Source organism: Ramlibacter sp. AN1133 (assembly GCF_037890035.1).
In the GTDB taxonomy this organism is placed as follows: domain Bacteria; phylum Pseudomonadota; class Gammaproteobacteria; order Burkholderiales; family Burkholderiaceae_C; genus Ramlibacter.
Genome location: NZ_JBBKTQ010000002.1, coordinates 93,217 through 111,103 on the forward strand (window position 1 = coordinate 93,217; position 17,887 = coordinate 111,103).

Here is a 17,887-nt window from a genome sequence, read left to right on the forward strand (position 1 = left end):
GTCTGCGCGGCAGACTCCTAAGCCAGTCGCAGCGCGCGGTCGAACGCCCAGCGGCCACCGCCGCGGCCCACCAGGTACAGCAGCAGCCCCGCCCACGACAGGTGGGTAGGCCATGCGTCCGGGTACACGAACAGCTGGATCACCAGCGTCATGCCCAGCAGGGCCGCCGCGGAAAGCCGCGTGGCCAGCCCCAGCACGAGCAGCAGGGGGAACAGGTGCTCGGCATACGCCGCCAGGTGGGCTGCCAGTTCCGGCGGCAGCAGCGGCACCTTGTATTCGGTGCGGAACAGCTCGATCGCGCCCGGCGTCACGTGCAACAGGCCATCGACCTTGGTGCGGCCGGACTGGAAGAAGGTGGCCGCCATCGACAGCCGCGCCGCCACGGCGAGCAGCTCGGGCGTGACCACGCGATGGAGCGTCAGGGCCGCGCGGTTCCAGCGGGCGCGCAGGCCGCGCGCGGCGGAGCGCGAGGGGGGCAGCGCAGCGGCGGCCGTCGTGATGGGTGGATGCATGGGGTGTCTCCGGGGGATCAGGCAGGATCGGTGAAGGCGCCCGCCTGCAGCAGGGTCGCCAGCAGCGTCGCGACATCGGTCGCGGGGTCGGTCATCGCGCGCTCGGCGGCGTGCCCCAGGCCGAGGCCGGCGGCGCAGGCGTCGAGGAAGTCGCAGCCGCCGCGCGCCAGCGGCTGCCAGCGCACCGCGCCGTCGACGCGCGTCAGCAGCAGGCCCTCGCCGTGCCAGGCCAGTTCGCCGGGCGCCGGCGCGTCGCCGCGGTTGCGCGACCAGATGCTGGGCACCGGCACGGCGTCGAACCAGGCCCAGCGCGTTGCCGGATGCGGGCGCAGCACGCGCGCGGCAAGCGCCTCGGGCGCGACGGCCGCCAGCGAGGCGGCCTGCAGCGGCGGTGCATCGGCCGCCACGTGCACGGCGCGCCAGAGCGTGTCCAGCCGCGCGACGCCGGCCAGGTAGGGCAGCGAGGCCGCCGACGCGAGCGCCTGCAGGAAGGCGCCGAAGCCGTCGTCGCCATAGACGAACAGGCGCACGTCCGTGGGCGGATGCGCGCGCGCGTACGCCACGGCCGCCGCGCGGAACCAGTCGCTGCCGACCAGCCGCGCCACCGCGGGGAAGTTCGCCTCCAGCGTGTCGACGCAGCCCTTGAGCACCGTGTTGCGGTGGACGGCCAGCGCCGGGTGCGACCAGGCGGGCTGCGGCTCGACCCGCCCCAGCAGCGAGTGCGCGAAGGCGGCCTGGAAGCCGTTCATGCGAACGCCTGCGGCAGCGTCGCCCGCCGCAGGATGTCGTGCGCGAGCGCGCGTTCCTGCATCAGGGCGTCGAACGCGGGCAGCTTGCCGTCGCGCTCCACCAGTGTGGGCCGCGGCCCGCTGCGCGCGACGAAGTGCCGGTACAGCGCCCAGACCTCGGGCGCCACCGGCGCATCGTGCGAGTCGATCAGCAGCGCCTCGCCCAGCACGGCATCGGTGGAATGGCCGGCCAGGTGCACCTCGCTGACCAGCGCGTGCGGGAAGCGATCCAGCCAGGCCACCGCATCGAAGCCCAGGTTGCGCGCCGACACGTGGACGTTGTTCACGTCCAGCAGCAGCGTGCAGCCGGTGCGGCGCGCGAGCTCCTGCAGGAACTCGATCTCGTCCCAGGTGTGGCCGGGCAGGCGCAGGTAGTGGCTCGGATTCTCCAGCGCGATCGCCAGGCCGAGCGCGTCCTGCACCTGCGCGACGTGCGACGCGATGCGTTGCAGCGCCTCGGTGGTGCGCGCGAACGGCAGCAGGTCGGGCAGGTAGCCGCCCTCCCAGCGCGACCAGGCCAGGTGCTCCGACACCCGCACCGGCTGCACGCGCCGCACCAGCGCGGCCAGCGCGCGCAGCTGCGCGACGTCCGGCGGCGCCTCGCCCGCGAGCGACAGGGAGACGCTGTGCAGCGCCAGCGGATGCCGCGCGCGCACCGCCTCCAGCCAGGCGAGGCGGGGCCCGCCGGCCACGAGGTAGTTTTCCGGGTGCACTTCGAACCACAGGCCGGGCGCGGCGGCCCGGACGGCTTCGTCGAAGTGTTCGGGCTTGAGGCCCAGGCCGGCGCCGGGAGGGCTGCGCATGGCGTCCGTGCTGTGCCGGCGATCAGGACTTGATCGGGGCCAGCGAGCCCATGCCCTTGGGCGTCCGGATCGACACGCAGGTGCCGGCCGGCACGTTCTTCCAGGCGTTGCCCTGGTAGTCGGCCTTGGCGGTGCCCGCGCAGGTGGTGCCGGGACCGGCGGCGCAGTCGTTCTTGCCGGCCAGCGCGACGCCGTAGCACTTCTCCATGGCGGCGGGCTTGGCATCGGCCATCTTGCCGTCGTTCATGGCGTTCATCGGCTGCGACTGGGCCAGTGCGACGCCGCTGGCGAGGGCGGACAGGGCCAGGGCGGACAGGGCGAGGCGACGCTGGATCATGGAAGTTCTCCTTGGGTTGGAATGTCGAGGCCGCGCAAGGCGCGCGGTACCTCCTTGTTCGGCCGGGCGCTGGCGCGGGTTACAGCGCCGCGCCAGAATCGGCACCAATATCTTTTTCGCGCCTGCTGTAACCGGCAGGCGCCCTGGTCCGAATCCCCGAAAGGAACGATGGCCCCGACCGACGTCGAGTCCGAATTGCATGCGTTGTTCCTCCGCGGCCAGGCGGGCGACGCGAAGGCCTACCACGCCTTCCTGCGGCGCCTGGGTGCGCACCTGCGCGCCTACCTGGCGCGGCGGCTGTTCGGCTGGCCCGACGAAGTGGAGGACCTGGTCCAGGAATGCCTGCTCGCGATGCACAACCAGCGCCACACCTACGAGCCCGACCAGCCGCTGACGGCCTGGGTGCACGCGATCGCGCGCTACAAGCTGATCGACCTGCTGCGGGCGAAATCGGCGCGCGAGGCGCTGCACGATCCGCTGGACGACGAACTGGCCGTGTTCGCGGCCTCGGCGGAGGAGGCGAGCGACGCCCGCAAGGACGTGGCCGGCCTGCTGGAGACGCTGCCGGACCGCCATCGCCTTCCCATCCTGCACGTGAAGCTGGAAGGCCGCTCGGTCGCCGAGACGGCGAAGCTGACCGGCATGTCCGAATCGGCGGTCAAGGTGGGCATCCATCGCGGCCTGAAGGCCCTGGCCGGCAAACTCGGAGGGAACGCTCCATGAAGACCGAAGAGCTCGTCGCGCTGCTCGCCACGCAGGCGCAACCCGTGCCGCGCGGTGCGGCGCGGCGCCGGCTCGGGCTGGCCCTCCTCGCCGCGCTGCCGCTCTCGCTGGCGCTCATGCTGGCCGGCTACGGGCCGCGTCCGGGCCTCGTCGCCAGCCTCGGCGGCGCGATGGCGTGGATCAAGATCCTGCTGCCGGCGGCGATCGCCGCCGCGGGCTTCGTCGCGCTGCAGCGGCTGGGCCGGCCCGGCGTGCGCGTGCGCGGCGCCTGGGCGGCGCTGGCGGCGCCGGTGCTCGTGCTGTGGCTGCTGGGCCTGCTGGCGTGGTGGGCCGCGGCGCCGCAGGAGCGGCCCGCGCTCCTGTGGGGCAGCACCTGGCGCACCTGCGTGTTCAACATCGGCCTGATGGCCACGCCGTTCTTCCTGGCCGCCCTGCTGGCGCTGCGCAGCCTGGCCCCGACGCGCCCCATGCTGGCGGGAGCGGTCGCCGGTGCGACGGCCGGCGGCGCCGGCGCCGCCGTCTATGCCCTGCATTGCCCCGAACTCGGGGCGCCTTTCCTCGCGGTGTGGTACGTGCTGGGCATCGCCCTGCCCGCGGCGCTCGGCGCGTTGGCGGGGCGCTCGCTGCTGCGCTGGTAGCTCAGGGCGCCTTCTGCCTGCGCTGCAGCGCGCGCCGCAACAACGCGACGGCCAGCCCACCGGCCACCGCAGCACCCCCGGCCAGCGCCGCCTCGGTCCCCGGCTTGTCCCACCAGGCGCGCGGCTGAAGCGCGTCGCGCTGCACCTCCTCGTCGCGCAGCAGCACGCGGTTGTCCTCCAGCCGCACGGCGCCGGGCACGGGCGGCAGCGGCACGGCATCGGGCGGTGTCGGCTGCTCCTGCCTCGCAGCGGCGACGGCCCCGGCCGCCGAGGCCGTGTCGGTGGGAACGCCCGTCACGGCCGTGGCCGCGGTCGCCTCCATCGCGGCCTGGCCGGAACGCGAGCCGCGCTCCTGCGCATACACCTTGGTGAACTCGGCGCCCAGCAGGAAGACCTGGGCCGCGTAGTAGACCCACGCGATCAGGATCACCAGCGAGCCCGCGGCCGCGAAGGTCTCCGTCATGCTGCTCTTGCCGATGTACAGCCCGATCAGGAACTTGCCGGCCTCGAACAGGACGGCCGTGGCGAACGCACCGACCCAGACGTCGCGCCAGGCGATGCGCGTGGAGGGCATCAGCTTGTAGATCATCGCGAACAGCACCGTCGCGACGGACAGCGAGACGGCGAAGTTCAGCACCTGCAGCAGCAGCTCGGAGCCCGGCATGAGGTCGCTGGTGAGGGCGCCCAAGGCCGCCACCGCGGCACTCACCGCGAGCGACACCATCAGCAGGAACACCATGCCCAGGATCAGGCCGAAGGACAGCAGGCGCGCCCGCAGCGTCGCCACGATGCCCTGGGGCTGCTGCGCAGGCGGCACGTGCCAGATGCGGTCGAGCGCGCTCTGCAGCTCCGCGAAGACCGTGGTGGCGCCGACCATCAGGATCACGGTGCTGATGAGGCTGGCGACCAGGCCCTTGTCCTTGTCGCTCGCCGCCGCCACCAGGCTCTGCACCAGCGACGCGCCGTCCGGCCCGATCAGGCCCTGCAATTGCGCCGTGATCTGGCCCTGCACCGCCTCGCGGCCGAACACCGCACCGGCCACCGCGATCACGATCACCAGCAGCGGCGCCAGCGAGAACACGGTGTAGTACGAAATCGCTGCGCCCATGCTGGGCGCGTAGTCGTCCGACCACGCCTTGGCGGCCTTGACGAACAGATGGAAGAGGCGCGGGAGCTTCAGCTTCATCATGCAGGGAGTCCTTGCGTTCCCCCCGGGTTGTAGCCCATGGGCAGCGCCGGACCTTGTCGTCCCGCGCAGGCAGGGTGCGTCGGTGCGCAGGAAGCCCTGCCGCCGGCGGGTAAACCCGGTTTGCGCGTGCCTGTCGGCCCCGCAGGATGCCGTCCCATGAAGATCACCTCCATCACGGCCGTTCCCGTGTCCTACCGCCTGCCGGAGGGCAGGACGGTGACCATGGGCATCGGCAGCACGCTCAAGCGCGATGCCGTCATTGTGCGCGTGCAGACCTCCGAAGGCATCACGGGGTACGGCGAGGCGCACCCGGGCCGCAGCCCCGGCGCCATCGCCAGCCTGATCCATAACACGCTCGCCCCGCTGCTCGTGGGCATGGAAGCCACCGACGTCGTGGGTGCCTGGCAGCGCGTGCACCGCATGCAGCTGTCCAGCCATGGCGTGGGCAGCGGCGCGGCGCTCGCGCTCTCGGGCATCGACATCGCGCTGTGGGACATCCGGGGCAAGGCCGCCAACATGCCCCTGTACGCGCTGCTCGGTGGCAGCCGGCGGCGCGTGCCCGCCTATGCGGGCGGCATCTCGCTGGGCTACCAGCCCAAGGAATCGCTGGCGCAGGAGGCCGCCGAATACGTGGAGCGCGGCTACCGCGCGCTCAAGCTGCGCATCGGCGACAACCCGCGCGACGACATCGCGCGCGTGCAGCACGTGCGCAGCGCGCTGGGCGACGAGGTCGACATCCTCACCGACGCCAACACGGCCTACACGATGGCCGACGTGCGCCGCGTGCTGCCGGTGCTGGAGGAGATCCGCGCCGGCTGGCTCGAGGAGCCCTTCGCCTGCAACGACTTCGCCTCCTACCGCGAGGCGGCGAAGGTCAGCGCGCTGGTGCCGCTCGCCGCCGGCGAGAACCACTACACCCGCTTCGAGTTCGCGCAGTTGCTGGAAGCGGGCGCGGTGAAGATCTGGCAGCCGGATCTCTCCAAGTGCGGCGGCATCACCGAGGGCCTGCGCATCGCGGCGATCGCGTCGGCGTGGCGCATCCCGGTGAACGCGCACAGCTCCGCCACCACCATCAACCACGCGGCCACGATGCACTTCCTGGCCGCGATCGAGAACGCCGGCTACTACGAGGCCTGCGTGTCGAAGTTCAACCCCTTCCGCGACCTGTTCGGCGACATCGCGCAGATCGGCCGCGACGGCTGCGTGCAGCCGCCGGAAGGCCCCGGCCTGGGCATCGCAGTCGACGAATCGGTGTTCGCCAAATACCCGCTGATCGACGGCCCCGGCTACGTCGTCAAGTTCTGACCATTTCCAGGAGACACCCGCATGCCCCATGTGAGCAGGAGAACCTTCGCCCTCGGCGCCGCGGCGCTGCTGTGCGCGCGCGGCGCCCACGCGCAGAACTTCCCGGAGCGCACCGTGCGCTTCGTCGTGCCCTATCCGCCCGGCGGCTTCAACGACACGCTGGCCCGCGTGTCCGCCGACAAGCTCACCAAGATGTGGAACCAGCCGGTGGTGGTGGAGAACAAGCCCGGCGCCAACACCACGCTGGGCAACAGCATCGTCGCCAAGTCGCCCGCCGACGGCTACACGATCCTGATCACGCCGCTGCCCTTCTCCGCCCTGCCCGGCCTCTATGGCGCCACCCTGCCCTACGACGCGCTGAAGGACTTCACGCCGCTGGTGTGGGCGGGCAGCACGCAGAACGCGCTGGTGGTGCGCAACGACCTGCCGGTCAAGGACGTCAAGGAGCTGCTGGAGCTGGCGCGCAAGAGCCCCGGCAAGCTCAATTACGGCTCGACCGGATCGGGTTCTTCCAATCATCTTTCGATGGAACTGTTCATGCGCATGACGGGCGTGAAGCTCGCGCACATCCCCTACAAGGGCAGCGCGCCGGCGGTCACGGCGCTGCTGGGCGGCGAGATCGACGCGCTGTTCGACAACGTGCCGAACGTGGTGCAGCACATCAAGGCCGGCAAGATGAAGGTGCTGGGCGTCAGCGGCCTGCAGCGCTCGCCGCTGCTGCCCGACGTGCCCACGGTGGCCGAGGCGGGCGTGCCCGGCTACGAGGTCAACGTGTGGTTCGGCATGCAGTTGCCGGCGGGCACGCCCAAGCCCGTGGTCGACCGCCTGAACCACGACATCGTGCAACTGCTGAAGGAACCCGACACCGTGCGGCGCTTCCGCGCCCAGGGCGTGGAGGTGGTGGCCAGCACGCCGGACGAATTCCGCGCGCTGGTGAACAAGGAAGTGACCAAGTGGACGCAGTTGATCAAGGACGCCAACATCCGCATCGAATGAAGATCACCGACGTCACGCTCACGCTGTTCGCCTGGGACGGCATCCCGGCGACCAGCTACGGCGCGCACACGGGCAAGTTCGCCGGCGCGAGCCAGCTCGGGCTGCTGGAGATCACGACCGACCAGGGGATCACGGGCCATGCGTTCCTGGGCTCCGCCTTCCATGCGGCGGACATGGACGGCCCCGGGCTGGTCCGCAACCTGAAGCCGGTGCTGCTCGGGCAGGATGCGCTGGCGCGCGAGCGGCTGTACCAGGCCATGTTCAAGCGCGTGCGCACATCCAGCGTGCGGGCGATCGGCGCGGTCGACATCGCGCTGTGGGACATCGCGGGCCAGGCGGCCGGCCTGCCGATCCACCAGCTGCTCGGCTCGTACCGCGACCGCATCCCGGCCTACATCAGTTCCGCCGTGCTCGCGAGCGCGGACGCGTACGCCGAGGAGGCGCTGCACTATCGCGCGCAAAGGCTCGCAGCGTACAAGATCCATCCGCCGCAGCAGTGGCGCGAGGACATCGCCGTGTGCGAGGCCGTGCGCAAGGCGGTCGGCGACGACTACCTGCTGATGCTGGACTCCACCTGGAGCTACGACTACCCGGCGGCGCTGCGCGTGGGCCAGGCCATCGAGCGCCTGGGCTTCTACTGGTACGAGGACCCGCTGGCCGATGCCGACATCTACAACTACCTGGAGCTGAAGAAGCACCTGCACATCCCGATCATGGCCACCGAGTACCCGGCCGGCGGGCTGGACGCGTATGCGCCCTGGGTGAAGCAGCGCGCCACCGATTTCCTGCGCGGCGACGTGGCGGTGAAGGGCGGCATCACCGGCTGCATGAAGGCCGCGCATCTCGCGGAAGCCTTCCACCTCAATTTCGAGGTGCACCATGGCGGCAACTCGCTCAACAACTTCGCCAACCTGCACGTGATCATGGCGCTGAAGAACACCGAGCTGTTCGAGGTGCTGCTGCCTGCCGGATCGCAGAAGTACGGGCTGGTGCAGGACATCGGGATCGATGCCGAGGGCTTCGTGCACGCGCCGATGGCGCCGGGCCTGGGCGCGCAGATCGACTTCGAGCTGGTGGAGCGCAGGAAGGTCGCCGTGCTGAGCTGAAGCGCGCGCCCCGGGTCGGCCGTGCGGTGTTAGATTGCACAGCCCAACCGGCAGCAAGGCATGGCCGAATCGAAGACCGCGATCTACGGCGCGATCGCCGCCAACGCGGCGATCGCCGTCACCAAGTTCATCGTCGCCGGTGTCACCGGCAGTTCCGCCATGCTCTCGGAAGGCATCCACTCGCTGGTGGACACCGGCAACGGCGCGCTGCTGCTGGTAGGCCTCAAGCGCAGCCAGCAGCCGCCTTCGCAGCGGCACCCGTTCGGGCACGGCAAGGAGCTCTATTTCTGGAGCCTGATCGTCGCGGTGCTGATCTTCGGCGTGGGCGGCGGCGTGTCGATGCTCGAAGGGGTGATGCACGTGCGCCACCCGACGCCGCTGGAGGATCCGCACTGGAACTACATCGTGCTGGCGTTCGCGGCGGTGTTCGAGGGCGCCAGCTTCCTGCTGGCCTTGCGGCAGTTCAAGCGCGAACGCGGCGACCGGCCGTTCTGGAAGGCGCTGCACGCCAGCAAGGACCCCGCGACCTACACCGTGCTGGCGGAAGACGCGGCGGCGCTGCTGGGGCTGGGCTTCGCGGCGCTGGGAGTGTTCTTCAGCCACCGCTTCGACCTGCCCCAGGTGGACGGCATGGCCTCGATCGCGATCGGCCTCCTGCTGGCCGGCGTGGCCGTGCTGCTGATTCGCGAATCGCGCGGACTGATCGTGGGCGAAGGCGTCAGCGTCGAGACCGCGCAGGCGATCCGGGCGATCGCCGAAGCGGAGCCCGGCGTGCGCGAAGTGGGCCGGGTGCTCTCCATGTACGTGGGGCCGGACGACCTGCTGATCACCTTCGACCTCACCTTCGCGCCCGACGTGCCGGCCAGCGAGGTGGCCGCCGCGATCCGGCGCATCGAGCAGGTGGTGCGGGAGCGCTTTCCGCCGGTGCGGCGGATCTTCCTGGAGCCGGTGCGGGAGGGCGCCGCGGTCCCATCCGCTTGATCGCCACGAATCTCCGGCACACTGCGGGCTGCCGCAGCCCGGAGCTTCGCGATGAACGCCGACCTTGCCCGTTCCTACCTGGTCCGCAGCGCGCCGGTCGCCGCGGCCTGCGCCGCGGGCCGCCCCGTGGTGGCGCTGGAGTCGACCATCATCGCCCACGGCATGCCCTACCCGCAGAACGTGCGCACGGCGCGCGAAGTGGAAGCGGTGATCCGCGCACTCGGCGCGGAGCCGGCCACCATCGCCGTGATCGGCGGGCGCATCCGCATCGGCCTGGCCGACGAGGAACTCGAGCTGCTCGGTCGCTCGGGGCAGGCGCACAAGGTGAGCCGGCGCGACCTGCCGGCGGTGCTGGCCAGCGGCGAGCTGGGCGCCACCACCGTGGCCGGCACCATGATCTGCGCCGCGCTCGCGGGCATCGAGGTCTTCGTCACCGGCGGCATCGGCGGCGTGCACCGCGGCGCGGCCGAGAGCTTCGACATCTCGGCCGACCTGCAGGAGCTGGCGAAGACTTCGGTCGCCGTCGTGTGCGCCGGCGCCAAGTCCGTCCTCGACATCGGCCTCACGCTGGAATACCTGGAGACGCACGGCGTGCCGGTGCTCGCCTGCGGGCAGGACAACTTTCCCGCCTTCTACACGCGCGACAGCGGCTTTCGCGCCCCCTGGCGCATGGACGACCCGGCGCAGCAGGCGCGCTTCGTCCGCACGAAATGGGACCTGGGGCTGGCCGGCGGCGTGGTGCTGGCCACGCCGGTGCCCGAAGCGGCGGCCATGCCGCGCCAGGAGATCGCCGCGATGATCGACCAGGCCCTGGCCGAAGCCGCGCAGCAGGGCACCACGGGCAAGGCGCTCACGCCCTTCCTGCTCGATCGCATCCAGGCGCTGACCGGCGGGCGCAGCCTGGCGACCAACATCGCGCTGGTCAAGCACAACGCGGAAGTCGGCGCGCGGCTCGCGCTCGCGCTGGCAGCGCTTTAGGAACGAAGGAGACATTCGACATGGACGCAAGCAGGTTCTTCCAGATCCGCACCGGCCGGCCGGTGACGCTGGGCACCAACGGCATGGTGACCTCGCCGCACGCGCTGGCTTCCGCCGCCGGAGTGGACGTGCTGCGCGCGGGCGGCTCCGCCATCGACGCGGCGATCGCGACCAGCGCGGTGCTCGCCGTGGTGTACCCGCACATGACCGGCGTGGGCGGCGACGCCTTCTGGCTGATCCACGAAGGCGCCAGCGGCGAGGTGAAGTACCTCAATGGCGGCGGCAAGGCGGCGGCCGGCGCCACGCTGGACGCGCTGGCACAGCGCGGGCTGAAGGAAATTCCCCTGACGGGCGTCGTCCCCGCCACGCTCACGGTGCCGGGCTCCGTGGCGAGCTGGATCACCGCGCACGAGGCGCACGGCCGCCTGCCGCTGCCGCGCGTGCTGGCCAGCGCGATCGCGTACGCGCGCGAAGGCTTCCCCGTGAGCGCCCGGCTCGCGGGTTTTGCCGCCGCCATGCGCGAGGAACTCGCGCGGCAGCGCGATGCGGCCGCGATCTTCCTGCCCGGGGGCGAGCCGCCGCCCGCGGGCAGCCGGCTGCGCAACCCGGCGCTCGCGGACACGCTGCAGGCGATCGCCGAACAGGGCTGGCCCGGCTTCTACCAGGGCACGGTGGCCGCGGAGATGGCGCGCTTCGCGCGGGAAGCCGGCGGCTTCTTCGGCGAGGGCGACTTCGACCGGCAGCGCGCTGGCTGGGGTGCGCCGCTGGTGGGCCGGTACCGCGACGCCACCATCTACAACACGCCGCCGCCCACGCAGGGCTTCACGGTGCTGCAGATGCTCAACCTCGTCGAGCCGCACGCACCGCACGGCATGGAGCTGCTGGGGCCCGACCGCGTGCACCTGCTGGTGCAGGCCAAGCAGATCGCGTATCACGACCGCGACCGCGTGCTGGCGGACCCCGCCTTCGCCCCGGTGCCGGTGGACCGCATGATCTCGAAGGAGCATGCGCGCGAGCGCGGCCGCCTGATCGACATGGGCCGGGCCCTGCGCTGGGACGAGGTGCCCTCCTGGGGCAGCCTCCAGGGGGACACGGTGTACGTGGCCGCGGTGGATCGCGACGGCAATGCCGCCTCCCTGATCCAGAGCCTCTACGGCGTGTTCGGTTCCTGCACCGTCGCCGGCCGCACCGGCGTGCTGCTGCAGAACCGCAGCGCCTACTTCTCGCTCGACGCCCGGCATCCGAACCGGCTGGAGCCGGGCAAGATCCCGCTGCACACGCTGATCGCCTCGATCGCCAAGCGCGACGGCAAGCTGTGGGCGGTGCTGGGATGCATGGGCGCGGACGGCCAGCCGCAGATCCAGCTGCAGCTCTATTCGGGCCTGCTGGACCACGGCCTGGACATGCAGGAGGCCATCGAGATGCCGCGCTTCCTCTCGGGCCGCTTCGCGCTGGGCGAGGCGCGCGACACCCTGCACATCGAGGGCCGCTTCCCGGAAGCGACGCTGCGCGAACTGGAGCGCCGCGGCCACCTCGTCGACCGCTGGGGCGCGTGGAACGAGCTGGCCGGGCATGCGCACGGCATCACGGTCGATGCCGGGCACGGCGTCTTCAGCGGCGGCTCGGACCCGCGCAGCGACGGCGCGGCGATCGGCTACTAGGGCACCTGGGCCCTTAGGGAGATCGCACGGTCGCACCCCCTCTTGGTCGCGGCATGGGCGGAACGAAGGTGCCGGAGGGTGGGCGAATCTCCCCGGGAGTGGGGGTTGGGGCGAGGCCGGGTGCGGGCCCCGGCGAGCGCGCGCCGGGCACGGGCTTAACCCGAAAGAACCAGGAACGAAGGAAGGTGGAGGCCGCGCCGCGGGGCGCGGACCTCAGGCGCCGTCGGTGCCGCAGTTGCACTGGCCGGAGGCGGCCAGCAGCCACTGCTCCATCTCGGCCAGCGCGAAGGGCTTGTGCAGCACGTGGGCGACCTGGTGCTCGCCGGCACGCCAGACGACGGACTCGCTGGTGTGCGCCGTCATCATGATGCAGCCGCACACGTCCTCCCTGGCCCGCATGGCGCCGAGGATCTGGAAGCCGTCCATGTCCGGCAATTCGTAGTCCATCAGGACCACGCAGGGCCGGCTGCGGTCGTATTCCGCCAGGGCGTGCTCGCCGGTGCGGGCGAGCTGGGCGTCCCACCCCCGACGGCGCAGGTACTCCTGGAGATTGCTCCCCAGGAGGTGCTCGTCTTCGACGATGAGAACGGATCCGCGCGACACCATGACTCCCTGGCTGGACATTTTCGATGGAGCAAGTGAGCACGAGGCATGCCAGTAACCGCTGATTTCATCTCCCGGGCGCCCACGCACGCACTGGAGATGCGTGCAACGCACATGCAAGTCGCACGACGCGCGGTGCGCTGCCTCAGCCGTCCCACCACGCCTTCTGGGCCGCCTCGGCGAGCACGACGTCGCTGGTGGGCTCGGCCACGCAAGGCAGCACCCAGCCGTCGCCGCGCTCGTCCAGCGTGAGGCCCGGCCACGGGATGCGGTACTTGACCGTGCCGGAGGCGAGCTTGCGCATGCAGGTGCGGCAGGTGCCGTTGCGGCAGGAGCTCTGCATCACGACGCCGGCGTCCTGCGCCGCCTCGAGGAGGGAGGCGCCATCGGCGGCCTCGAACGCGGCCGCGGGCTCCAGGATCAGGACGGTGTGGGGCATGGCACCCCGAGCATAGGCGAGCCGCGGACGGCGCCCCCAAAAGGAAGCGCCGCCCCGGCAAGCCGTGGGCGGCGCTTCTTCCTGCTCCCCCCGGGGAACTCAGGTCATCGCATCACCGCAGGACGATCGCGGCCGACGTCGCCCCTCCGAGCACCGGCGCGCTCGAGAACGTCCGGATGTTCTTCGGCAGGGTGGACCAGAACGTCGTGTCGGTGGGATCGCTCGCGCCGCCCGGGGTGCCGACCTTGTCGTACAGGAAGGTGCCGGTGGCGTCCACGACGGCCGTGCCGACCACGCAGGCCGGGATCGCCGCCGTGCCGTTGCACACCTGCCCCGTGGAGCGGATCGTGCCGTCGGCATAGGCGATGGTCACCGTCTGGAACTCGCGCACCGTGTCGGTCCCGCTGACCGTCCAGCGGGTCGTCGCTCCGCCGCCGATGTTGGCCGCGCCCTTGAAGTCCTTCTTGGTGTACGTGAGGGTCTCGGCGCCGATCACGGTGAGCGTCCCCGTCGCCGTGTTCGCGGACAGCACGCCGGCAGCGTCCTTCACCCGGTAGGTGATGCTGAAGTTGCCGGTGGACGTGGGCACGTAGCTGATGCCGCCGTTGACGGGCACGGGCTGCGCCCCGAGGCCGGCGGGCCAGGTGAGGATCACCGCGTCCTTCACGTCGGTGTTGCCGTCCGGGTCGGTGGAGTTGCTGATCAGGTTGGCGATGTTGGTCTTGGAAACCACCGCGCCCACCGTGATCGGGCCCGCCACCGGCAGGTCGTTCACCGGCGTGATCGTGATCGCCAGCAGCGCCTGGTTGGAGACCTGGCCGTCGACCGTCACCGTGTAGTTGATGTTGTCCACCCCGTTGGCGTTCGGGCTGGGCGTGTACGTCACGATGCCGTCGGGCGTGACCGTCGCCGTGCCCAGGCGCGGCGGCGTGGTCGTCACGCTGATCGTCGCCAGGTTGTTGGTGACGGCAGTGCGCAGGTTCGTCTGCACGCCGTTGAGCGCCACGGTGTCGTTGGCCAGCAGGTCCACGACCAGCGACTGGCCGGGGGCGCAGGCGGTGGCGGCGGTCGCCGAGCAGTCCTCGAACATGGTGGCCGCATCGTTCGCCGCGCTGGGAATGCCCACCAGCACGGCCGCGCCGCGCAGGGTGCTCGAGTCCAGCAGCGTCGCGCCGCCCTTGGTCGAAACGATCTGCACGCTGGAAGGCGGCGCCTGCAGCGTGTTGACCGAGGCCGTGCCGTTGACCAGGTCGAGCCCGGTGCCGGCGCCGCGGCCGACCACCACGCCCGGCGTGCCGGCGTCCGCGGGACCGTAGCCGGCGAGCGACAGCACCGCGGTCGGGTCGGACGACGTGGCGCTGACGGTCAGGGTGCCGTTGCCCGGGCCGTTGAACGAAGCGGCGGTGACCGACACCTGGTCCGTGACGTTCTTCAGGTAATAGGCCGGCACGACCTGGCCGGCGGCGTTGCGCGCCGTGGAGTCGACCAGGCACACGTAGTCGGGCGGCACGCCGCCGGGCTGGCTCTGGCCCCAGAAGTCCTTGTCGGTCTCGGCCATGTTGTGGGCGATGCCGGCGGGCGCGGTGTAGGGCGGCGGGTTGACGATGGGCAGGCCGGTGACCGGGTCGACGCCGATCGCGCCGGCGCAGGCGGTGTCGTAGAACGACAGCGCCGGGGTCACGGGCGCCACCACCGGCTGCGCCGGGATGCGCGCCTGGCGCGTCGGCGCGGCGGTGGCGTACACGTCCAGGTCGGTGATGTTGCCGGCCGCGTCGGCCTTGTAGGTCGAGCGGATGCTGCTGACGTTGCCGGGGAGCGTGCCCGTCATGAGACGCCCGTTGACGGTGAAGTTGGTCTCGCCGTCCACCGTGTAGAAGACGTGCCCGTTGTGGTCAGGCTGCGTGACGCGCACTTCCACGCGGAACGTGTTGTGGTTGCGCGTCGACGGGATGCCCGGGGTGGCGCCGGACGGGTCGATGTCGTAGGCGGTGAAGTCCGGCAGCGTGGTGCCGGTGACCGGGCCGATGCGCTTGGGGTCGGCGATGTACTTCTGGCCGGTGCCCGGGTCCGCGGTGGCGGCGCCCAGGGCCAGCACCTGGTCGTAGAACGGGTCCGTGCCGGGGGGCGCCGCGGCCAGGTCGGGCATCGGCGGCACTTCGGGGCCGCCGGCGGTGGGCGAGGGCAGCAGGAAGGGCCCGATCGCCGTGTCCAGCGTGCAGGTAAAGGTGCCGACGCACTTCAGGCCGATGTCGCTCGTCTCGAAGATCCGGTCGCCCGCCTTCTGGCCGTAGTAGCTGATGTCCGTGTACGGCGTGATCACGCGGTAGTCGCCGTCGAAGGGCAGGCGCGGGATGAAGACGCGCACGCGGCCGAAGGTCATCTGGTCGCCGTCGACCACGGCGTTGTTCGCGAACGCCGCTTCCAGGCCGACGGTCAGGCGCGCGCGGAAGGCGTTGCCCGTATCCAGCAGCACGTTGGTCGCCGCGTAATAGAAGTGCTCGTTGAAGAACTGGTTGGGAAAGCTCTCCGGGAACACCGGCCCCGGCGGGATCAGGACGCACCAGCCCAGGTCCAGTTCGGCCTGGGTCTGCGGGTCGCAGAACTCCATGGTGACGCCGGTCGTGTCCTGGAACCAGGCGGGATAGCCGCCGATGGTGGGGGCCTTGCTGATCGGTCCCATGCGCTCCAGCACCGCGTGCGCGGGTGCTGCAGCGACCGCGAGAGCCGCGGCCAGGGCGATCAAGGAAAGTTTTGGAGTATGTGTCATTTCATTTCCTGTCGTGGATGGATCCAAGCGAGCTTTCCCGGGAGAGACTTCGCCCGCGCCTTCGTCGCCGTACTGCCCCCGCCGCCCGCGACCTGGGACGGCTTCGCTCCGCGGGCCGCGCTGCGGACCGCGAGAAGTCTTTCTTGCGCGCCGGTCGGCCCGCGGCGGTGGTTTGCCGCGGGCCCGGTACTGCCGGACCTCCGCGCCTCTTGGCCTTTCAGGTTACGTTTTGCGTAACCAGTAGTTCTTTGGTGTGCAAAAAGTGGGCCTTGCCGAAGCTTTCCCGGCCGAAGCACGGAAGTGCCGCGCCCGAAGCACTGGCGTATCGGCCACCCTCCATTCGGCAGGGCGCCGCAAGTGGCTCGGCAGCCGCCGCGGGCAGCCCGTGGCGGGGCGGTGGGGGCCGGCACCTTGGTGCCGTGGGGAATGCAGGCCCGTTTCCCCATGGCTGGGGGGCGTTGACACCCAGACGGCGCGCGCGCCCGCGGCGTGGAGCGAAATCCGCGGCTGACGTGACATTCGTACGTCAGCAGGGAAAACCCTGAGGCCGGGCGGGAATCCAACTTGACAGGCCGGGCAGGAAATCACCACCCCGGCCTTGCGCGGACAGCGCGCGGGCCCCGCCTGCCGCGCCGCGCCGCATCGTGCCGACGCCGCATCCTTTCGCCGAAACAGGCGCCGCGGCGGCCAGCCCCACGAACCGGACGATGCGTTCGCCAGCCACAGGTATTCGCCCCTTCGCACGCTTGGAAGGGCCTGGGCGGCCGGGGAGATCCCCTCCCCGACTTTCCTGACGGTACCGATCATGCAAATCACGACCCATGACCTGATCTACAGCGACTACGCCTGGACCGAACTGCGCCGGGACGATCCGAAGCGGACAGGCCGGCCCGACAACGTGCTGTTCAACCGGCGCGAAGGCCAGGAGGTGCTCGCCTTCCTGGCCCACAACTTCCCCGACGCCGAAGATGCGCACAAGGCGGAATGGGCCCTGCGCCACCAGGTGCCCGCGCGGCTGCACAGCCGCAAGCAGGTGCACCAGTGGCTGGTGCTGAACTGGGCGTTCGTGCTCAACGTGTGCCAGGCCCGCTGAGGACAGGCTATCGTTGCGGGATGGCGGACGAAGGAGCACCGATGGAATGGCAGGACCGGACGGTGATGGTCACGGGGGCCGCGGGCCACCTCGGGCGCGCGGTGGCGGCGACGTTCCGCGCCCGCGGCGCGCGGCTGGCGCTGGTCGGCCACGATGCGGCGTCGCTGCGGCACGCTTTTCCTGAAGACGCCGGCACGCTGCTGCTGGCCGCGGACCTGCGCGAGACAGCGCAGGTGCGCGCCGCGACCGGCGAGGCCGTCGACCGCTTCGGCCGCATCGACGCCCTGTGCCACCTGGCCGGAGGCTTCCGCATGGGGCAAGCCGTGCACGAGACCACGCCGGCCACCTGGGACTTCCTGATGGACGTGAACGCCCGCAGCCTGGTGCATGTCGCCCAGGCGCTCGTGCCGCACCTGATCGAACAGGGCGGCGGAAGCATCGTGACCGTCGGCGCCGGCGCGGCGCTCAAGGGCGCGGCGCACATGGGCGCCTACAGCGCCTCCAAGAGTGCGCTGATCCGCCTGACCGAGTCCATGGCCGCGGAATTGAAGGAGCACCGCATCAACGTGAACTGCGTGCTGCCCTCCATCATCGACACGGCGGACAACCGGGCCGCGATGCCCGAGGCCGACCCGTCGCGCTGGGTCGCGCCGGAAGCGCTCGCCCAGGTGATCGCCTTCCTGTGTTCGGACGCGGCCCGCGCGATCCACGGCGCGGCGATTCCCGTCACGGGGTGGCTCTGAGTCGACCGTCCCCTTGATGCGCGACAAGCCCTGCGCCGCCAGCGCTTGAACCTGGCCGCGCGCGACGCATACTTCATTCGAGGCAGCGAAGAGGGGAACACCCCGAGGCGCTGCCGGAAGTTCACGGTGCGCCCCCGAGCGCACCTGTAGCGCCTGGCGAAAGGCGCGAAGGCGCTGCTCCCGCTCACGCGGGGCGGCGCCAATCTCTTTTGGGGGCGCCCGGAT

Annotated in this window: 18 protein-coding genes; 10 read left to right on the forward strand and 8 right to left on the reverse strand. The window is 71.2% G+C overall.

From position 1 onward, the window contains the following. Positions 1-17: 17 nt before the first annotated feature. Genes WG923_RS02925 through WG923_RS02940 form a run of 4 tightly spaced genes read right to left on the reverse strand, consistent with a single transcriptional unit; the run spans position 18 to position 2,440 of the window. On the reverse strand, positions 18-512 hold the full coding sequence (locus tag WG923_RS02925; protein ID WP_340349430.1) for a DoxX family protein: 495 nt from the start codon (positions 510-512) through the stop codon (positions 18-20). A 17-nt stretch (positions 513-529) separates the two neighbouring features. Beyond that, positions 530-1,261 carry a DNA-binding domain-containing protein gene (locus WG923_RS02930; RefSeq protein ID WP_340349431.1) on the reverse strand — a complete coding sequence of 244 codons (732 nt, stop codon included), beginning with the start codon at positions 1,259-1,261 and terminating at the stop codon, positions 530-532. After that, positions 1,258-2,103: an MNIO family bufferin maturase gene (bufB, locus tag WG923_RS02935; RefSeq protein ID WP_340349432.1), complete on the reverse strand. Its 846-nt coding sequence runs from the start codon at positions 2,101-2,103 to the stop codon at positions 1,258-1,260. Before bufB ends, WG923_RS02930 begins: the two co-directional genes overlap by 4 nt. Before the next feature lie 22 nt (positions 2,104-2,125). Then, on the reverse strand, positions 2,126-2,440 hold the full coding sequence (locus WG923_RS02940) for a BufA1 family periplasmic bufferin-type metallophore (RefSeq protein WP_340349433.1): 315 nt from the start codon (positions 2,438-2,440) through the stop codon (positions 2,126-2,128). A 168-nt stretch (positions 2,441-2,608) separates the two neighbouring features. Between WG923_RS02940 and WG923_RS02945 the strand changes: the two genes are divergently transcribed. Together WG923_RS02945 and WG923_RS02950 are read left to right on the forward strand one after the other, a co-directional pair. Then, positions 2,609-3,163, forward strand: coding sequence for a sigma-70 family RNA polymerase sigma factor (locus WG923_RS02945; RefSeq protein ID WP_340349434.1), 555 nt, complete (start codon positions 2,609-2,611; stop codon positions 3,161-3,163). Further along, a complete protein-coding gene (locus WG923_RS02950; protein ID WP_340349435.1) occupies positions 3,160-3,801 on the forward strand; it encodes a DUF1109 domain-containing protein in 642 nt (213 codons plus the stop codon). Before WG923_RS02945 ends, WG923_RS02950 begins: the two co-directional genes overlap by 4 nt. 1 nt (position 3,802) lies before the next feature. On the opposite strand, the gene WG923_RS02955 is transcribed toward WG923_RS02950, so the two are convergent. Beyond that, entirely contained in the window at positions 3,803-4,990 is a 1,188-nt protein-coding gene (locus tag WG923_RS02955; protein WP_340349436.1) for a YihY/virulence factor BrkB family protein, read from the reverse strand. Between the two features lie 156 nt (positions 4,991-5,146). Here WG923_RS02955 and WG923_RS02960 point away from each other — a divergent pair, with 156 nt between their 5' ends. Genes WG923_RS02960 through ggt form a run of 6 tightly spaced genes read left to right on the forward strand, consistent with a single transcriptional unit; the run spans position 5,147 to position 12,017 of the window. Further along, positions 5,147-6,295: a mandelate racemase/muconate lactonizing enzyme family protein gene (locus tag WG923_RS02960; RefSeq protein WP_340349437.1), complete on the forward strand. Its 1,149-nt coding sequence runs from the start codon at positions 5,147-5,149 to the stop codon at positions 6,293-6,295. A 21-nt stretch (positions 6,296-6,316) separates the two neighbouring features. Then, positions 6,317-7,291: a Bug family tripartite tricarboxylate transporter substrate binding protein gene (locus WG923_RS02965; protein ID WP_340349438.1), complete on the forward strand. Its 975-nt coding sequence runs from the start codon at positions 6,317-6,319 to the stop codon at positions 7,289-7,291. Continuing rightward, positions 7,288-8,397, forward strand: coding sequence for an enolase C-terminal domain-like protein (locus WG923_RS02970; protein ID WP_340349439.1), 1,110 nt, complete (start codon positions 7,288-7,290; stop codon positions 8,395-8,397). The genes WG923_RS02965 and WG923_RS02970 overlap by 4 nt, the downstream gene beginning before the upstream one ends. Positions 8,398-8,457: 60 nt before the next feature. Next, positions 8,458-9,378 (forward strand): cation diffusion facilitator family transporter, encoded by a 921-nt coding sequence (locus WG923_RS02975; RefSeq protein WP_340349440.1) that lies wholly within the window; start codon positions 8,458-8,460, stop codon positions 9,376-9,378. Positions 9,379-9,429: 51 nt separating this feature from the next. Then, the gene (locus WG923_RS02980; protein ID WP_340349441.1) at positions 9,430-10,356 is read left to right on the forward strand and encodes a pseudouridine-5'-phosphate glycosidase; all 927 of its coding nucleotides are present in this window, start codon (positions 9,430-9,432) and stop codon (positions 10,354-10,356) included. A gap of 20 nt (positions 10,357-10,376) precedes the next feature. Continuing rightward, entirely contained in the window at positions 10,377-12,017 is a 1,641-nt protein-coding gene (gene ggt, locus WG923_RS02985; RefSeq protein WP_340349442.1) for a gamma-glutamyltransferase, read from the forward strand. 213 nt (positions 12,018-12,230) lie between these two features. Here ggt and WG923_RS02990 read toward each other — a convergent pair whose 3' ends face one another. From WG923_RS02990 to WG923_RS03000, 3 genes are all read right to left on the reverse strand, one after another. Further along, positions 12,231-12,641 carry a response regulator gene (locus WG923_RS02990; protein ID WP_340349443.1) on the reverse strand — a complete coding sequence of 137 codons (411 nt, stop codon included), beginning with the start codon at positions 12,639-12,641 and terminating at the stop codon, positions 12,231-12,233. Positions 12,642-12,765: 124 nt separating this feature from the next. Then, entirely contained in the window at positions 12,766-13,059 is a 294-nt protein-coding gene (locus WG923_RS02995) for a 2Fe-2S iron-sulfur cluster-binding protein (RefSeq protein ID WP_340349444.1), read from the reverse strand. Positions 13,060-13,171: 112 nt separating this feature from the next. Beyond that, positions 13,172-15,826, reverse strand: coding sequence for an Ig-like domain-containing protein (locus WG923_RS03000; RefSeq protein WP_340349445.1), 2,655 nt, complete (start codon positions 15,824-15,826; stop codon positions 13,172-13,174). 805 nt (positions 15,827-16,631) lie between these two features. Between WG923_RS03000 and WG923_RS03005 the strand changes: the two genes are divergently transcribed. Both WG923_RS03005 and WG923_RS03010 read left to right on the forward strand, forming a co-directional pair. Beyond that, positions 16,632-16,919, forward strand: coding sequence for a hypothetical protein (locus WG923_RS03005; protein WP_340349446.1), 288 nt, complete (start codon positions 16,632-16,634; stop codon positions 16,917-16,919). 41 nt (positions 16,920-16,960) lie between these two features. Further along, complete coding sequence (locus tag WG923_RS03010; protein WP_340349447.1) at positions 16,961-17,662, forward strand: SDR family oxidoreductase; 702 nt, start codon at positions 16,961-16,963, stop codon at positions 17,660-17,662. Positions 17,663-17,887 lie beyond the last annotated feature (225 nt).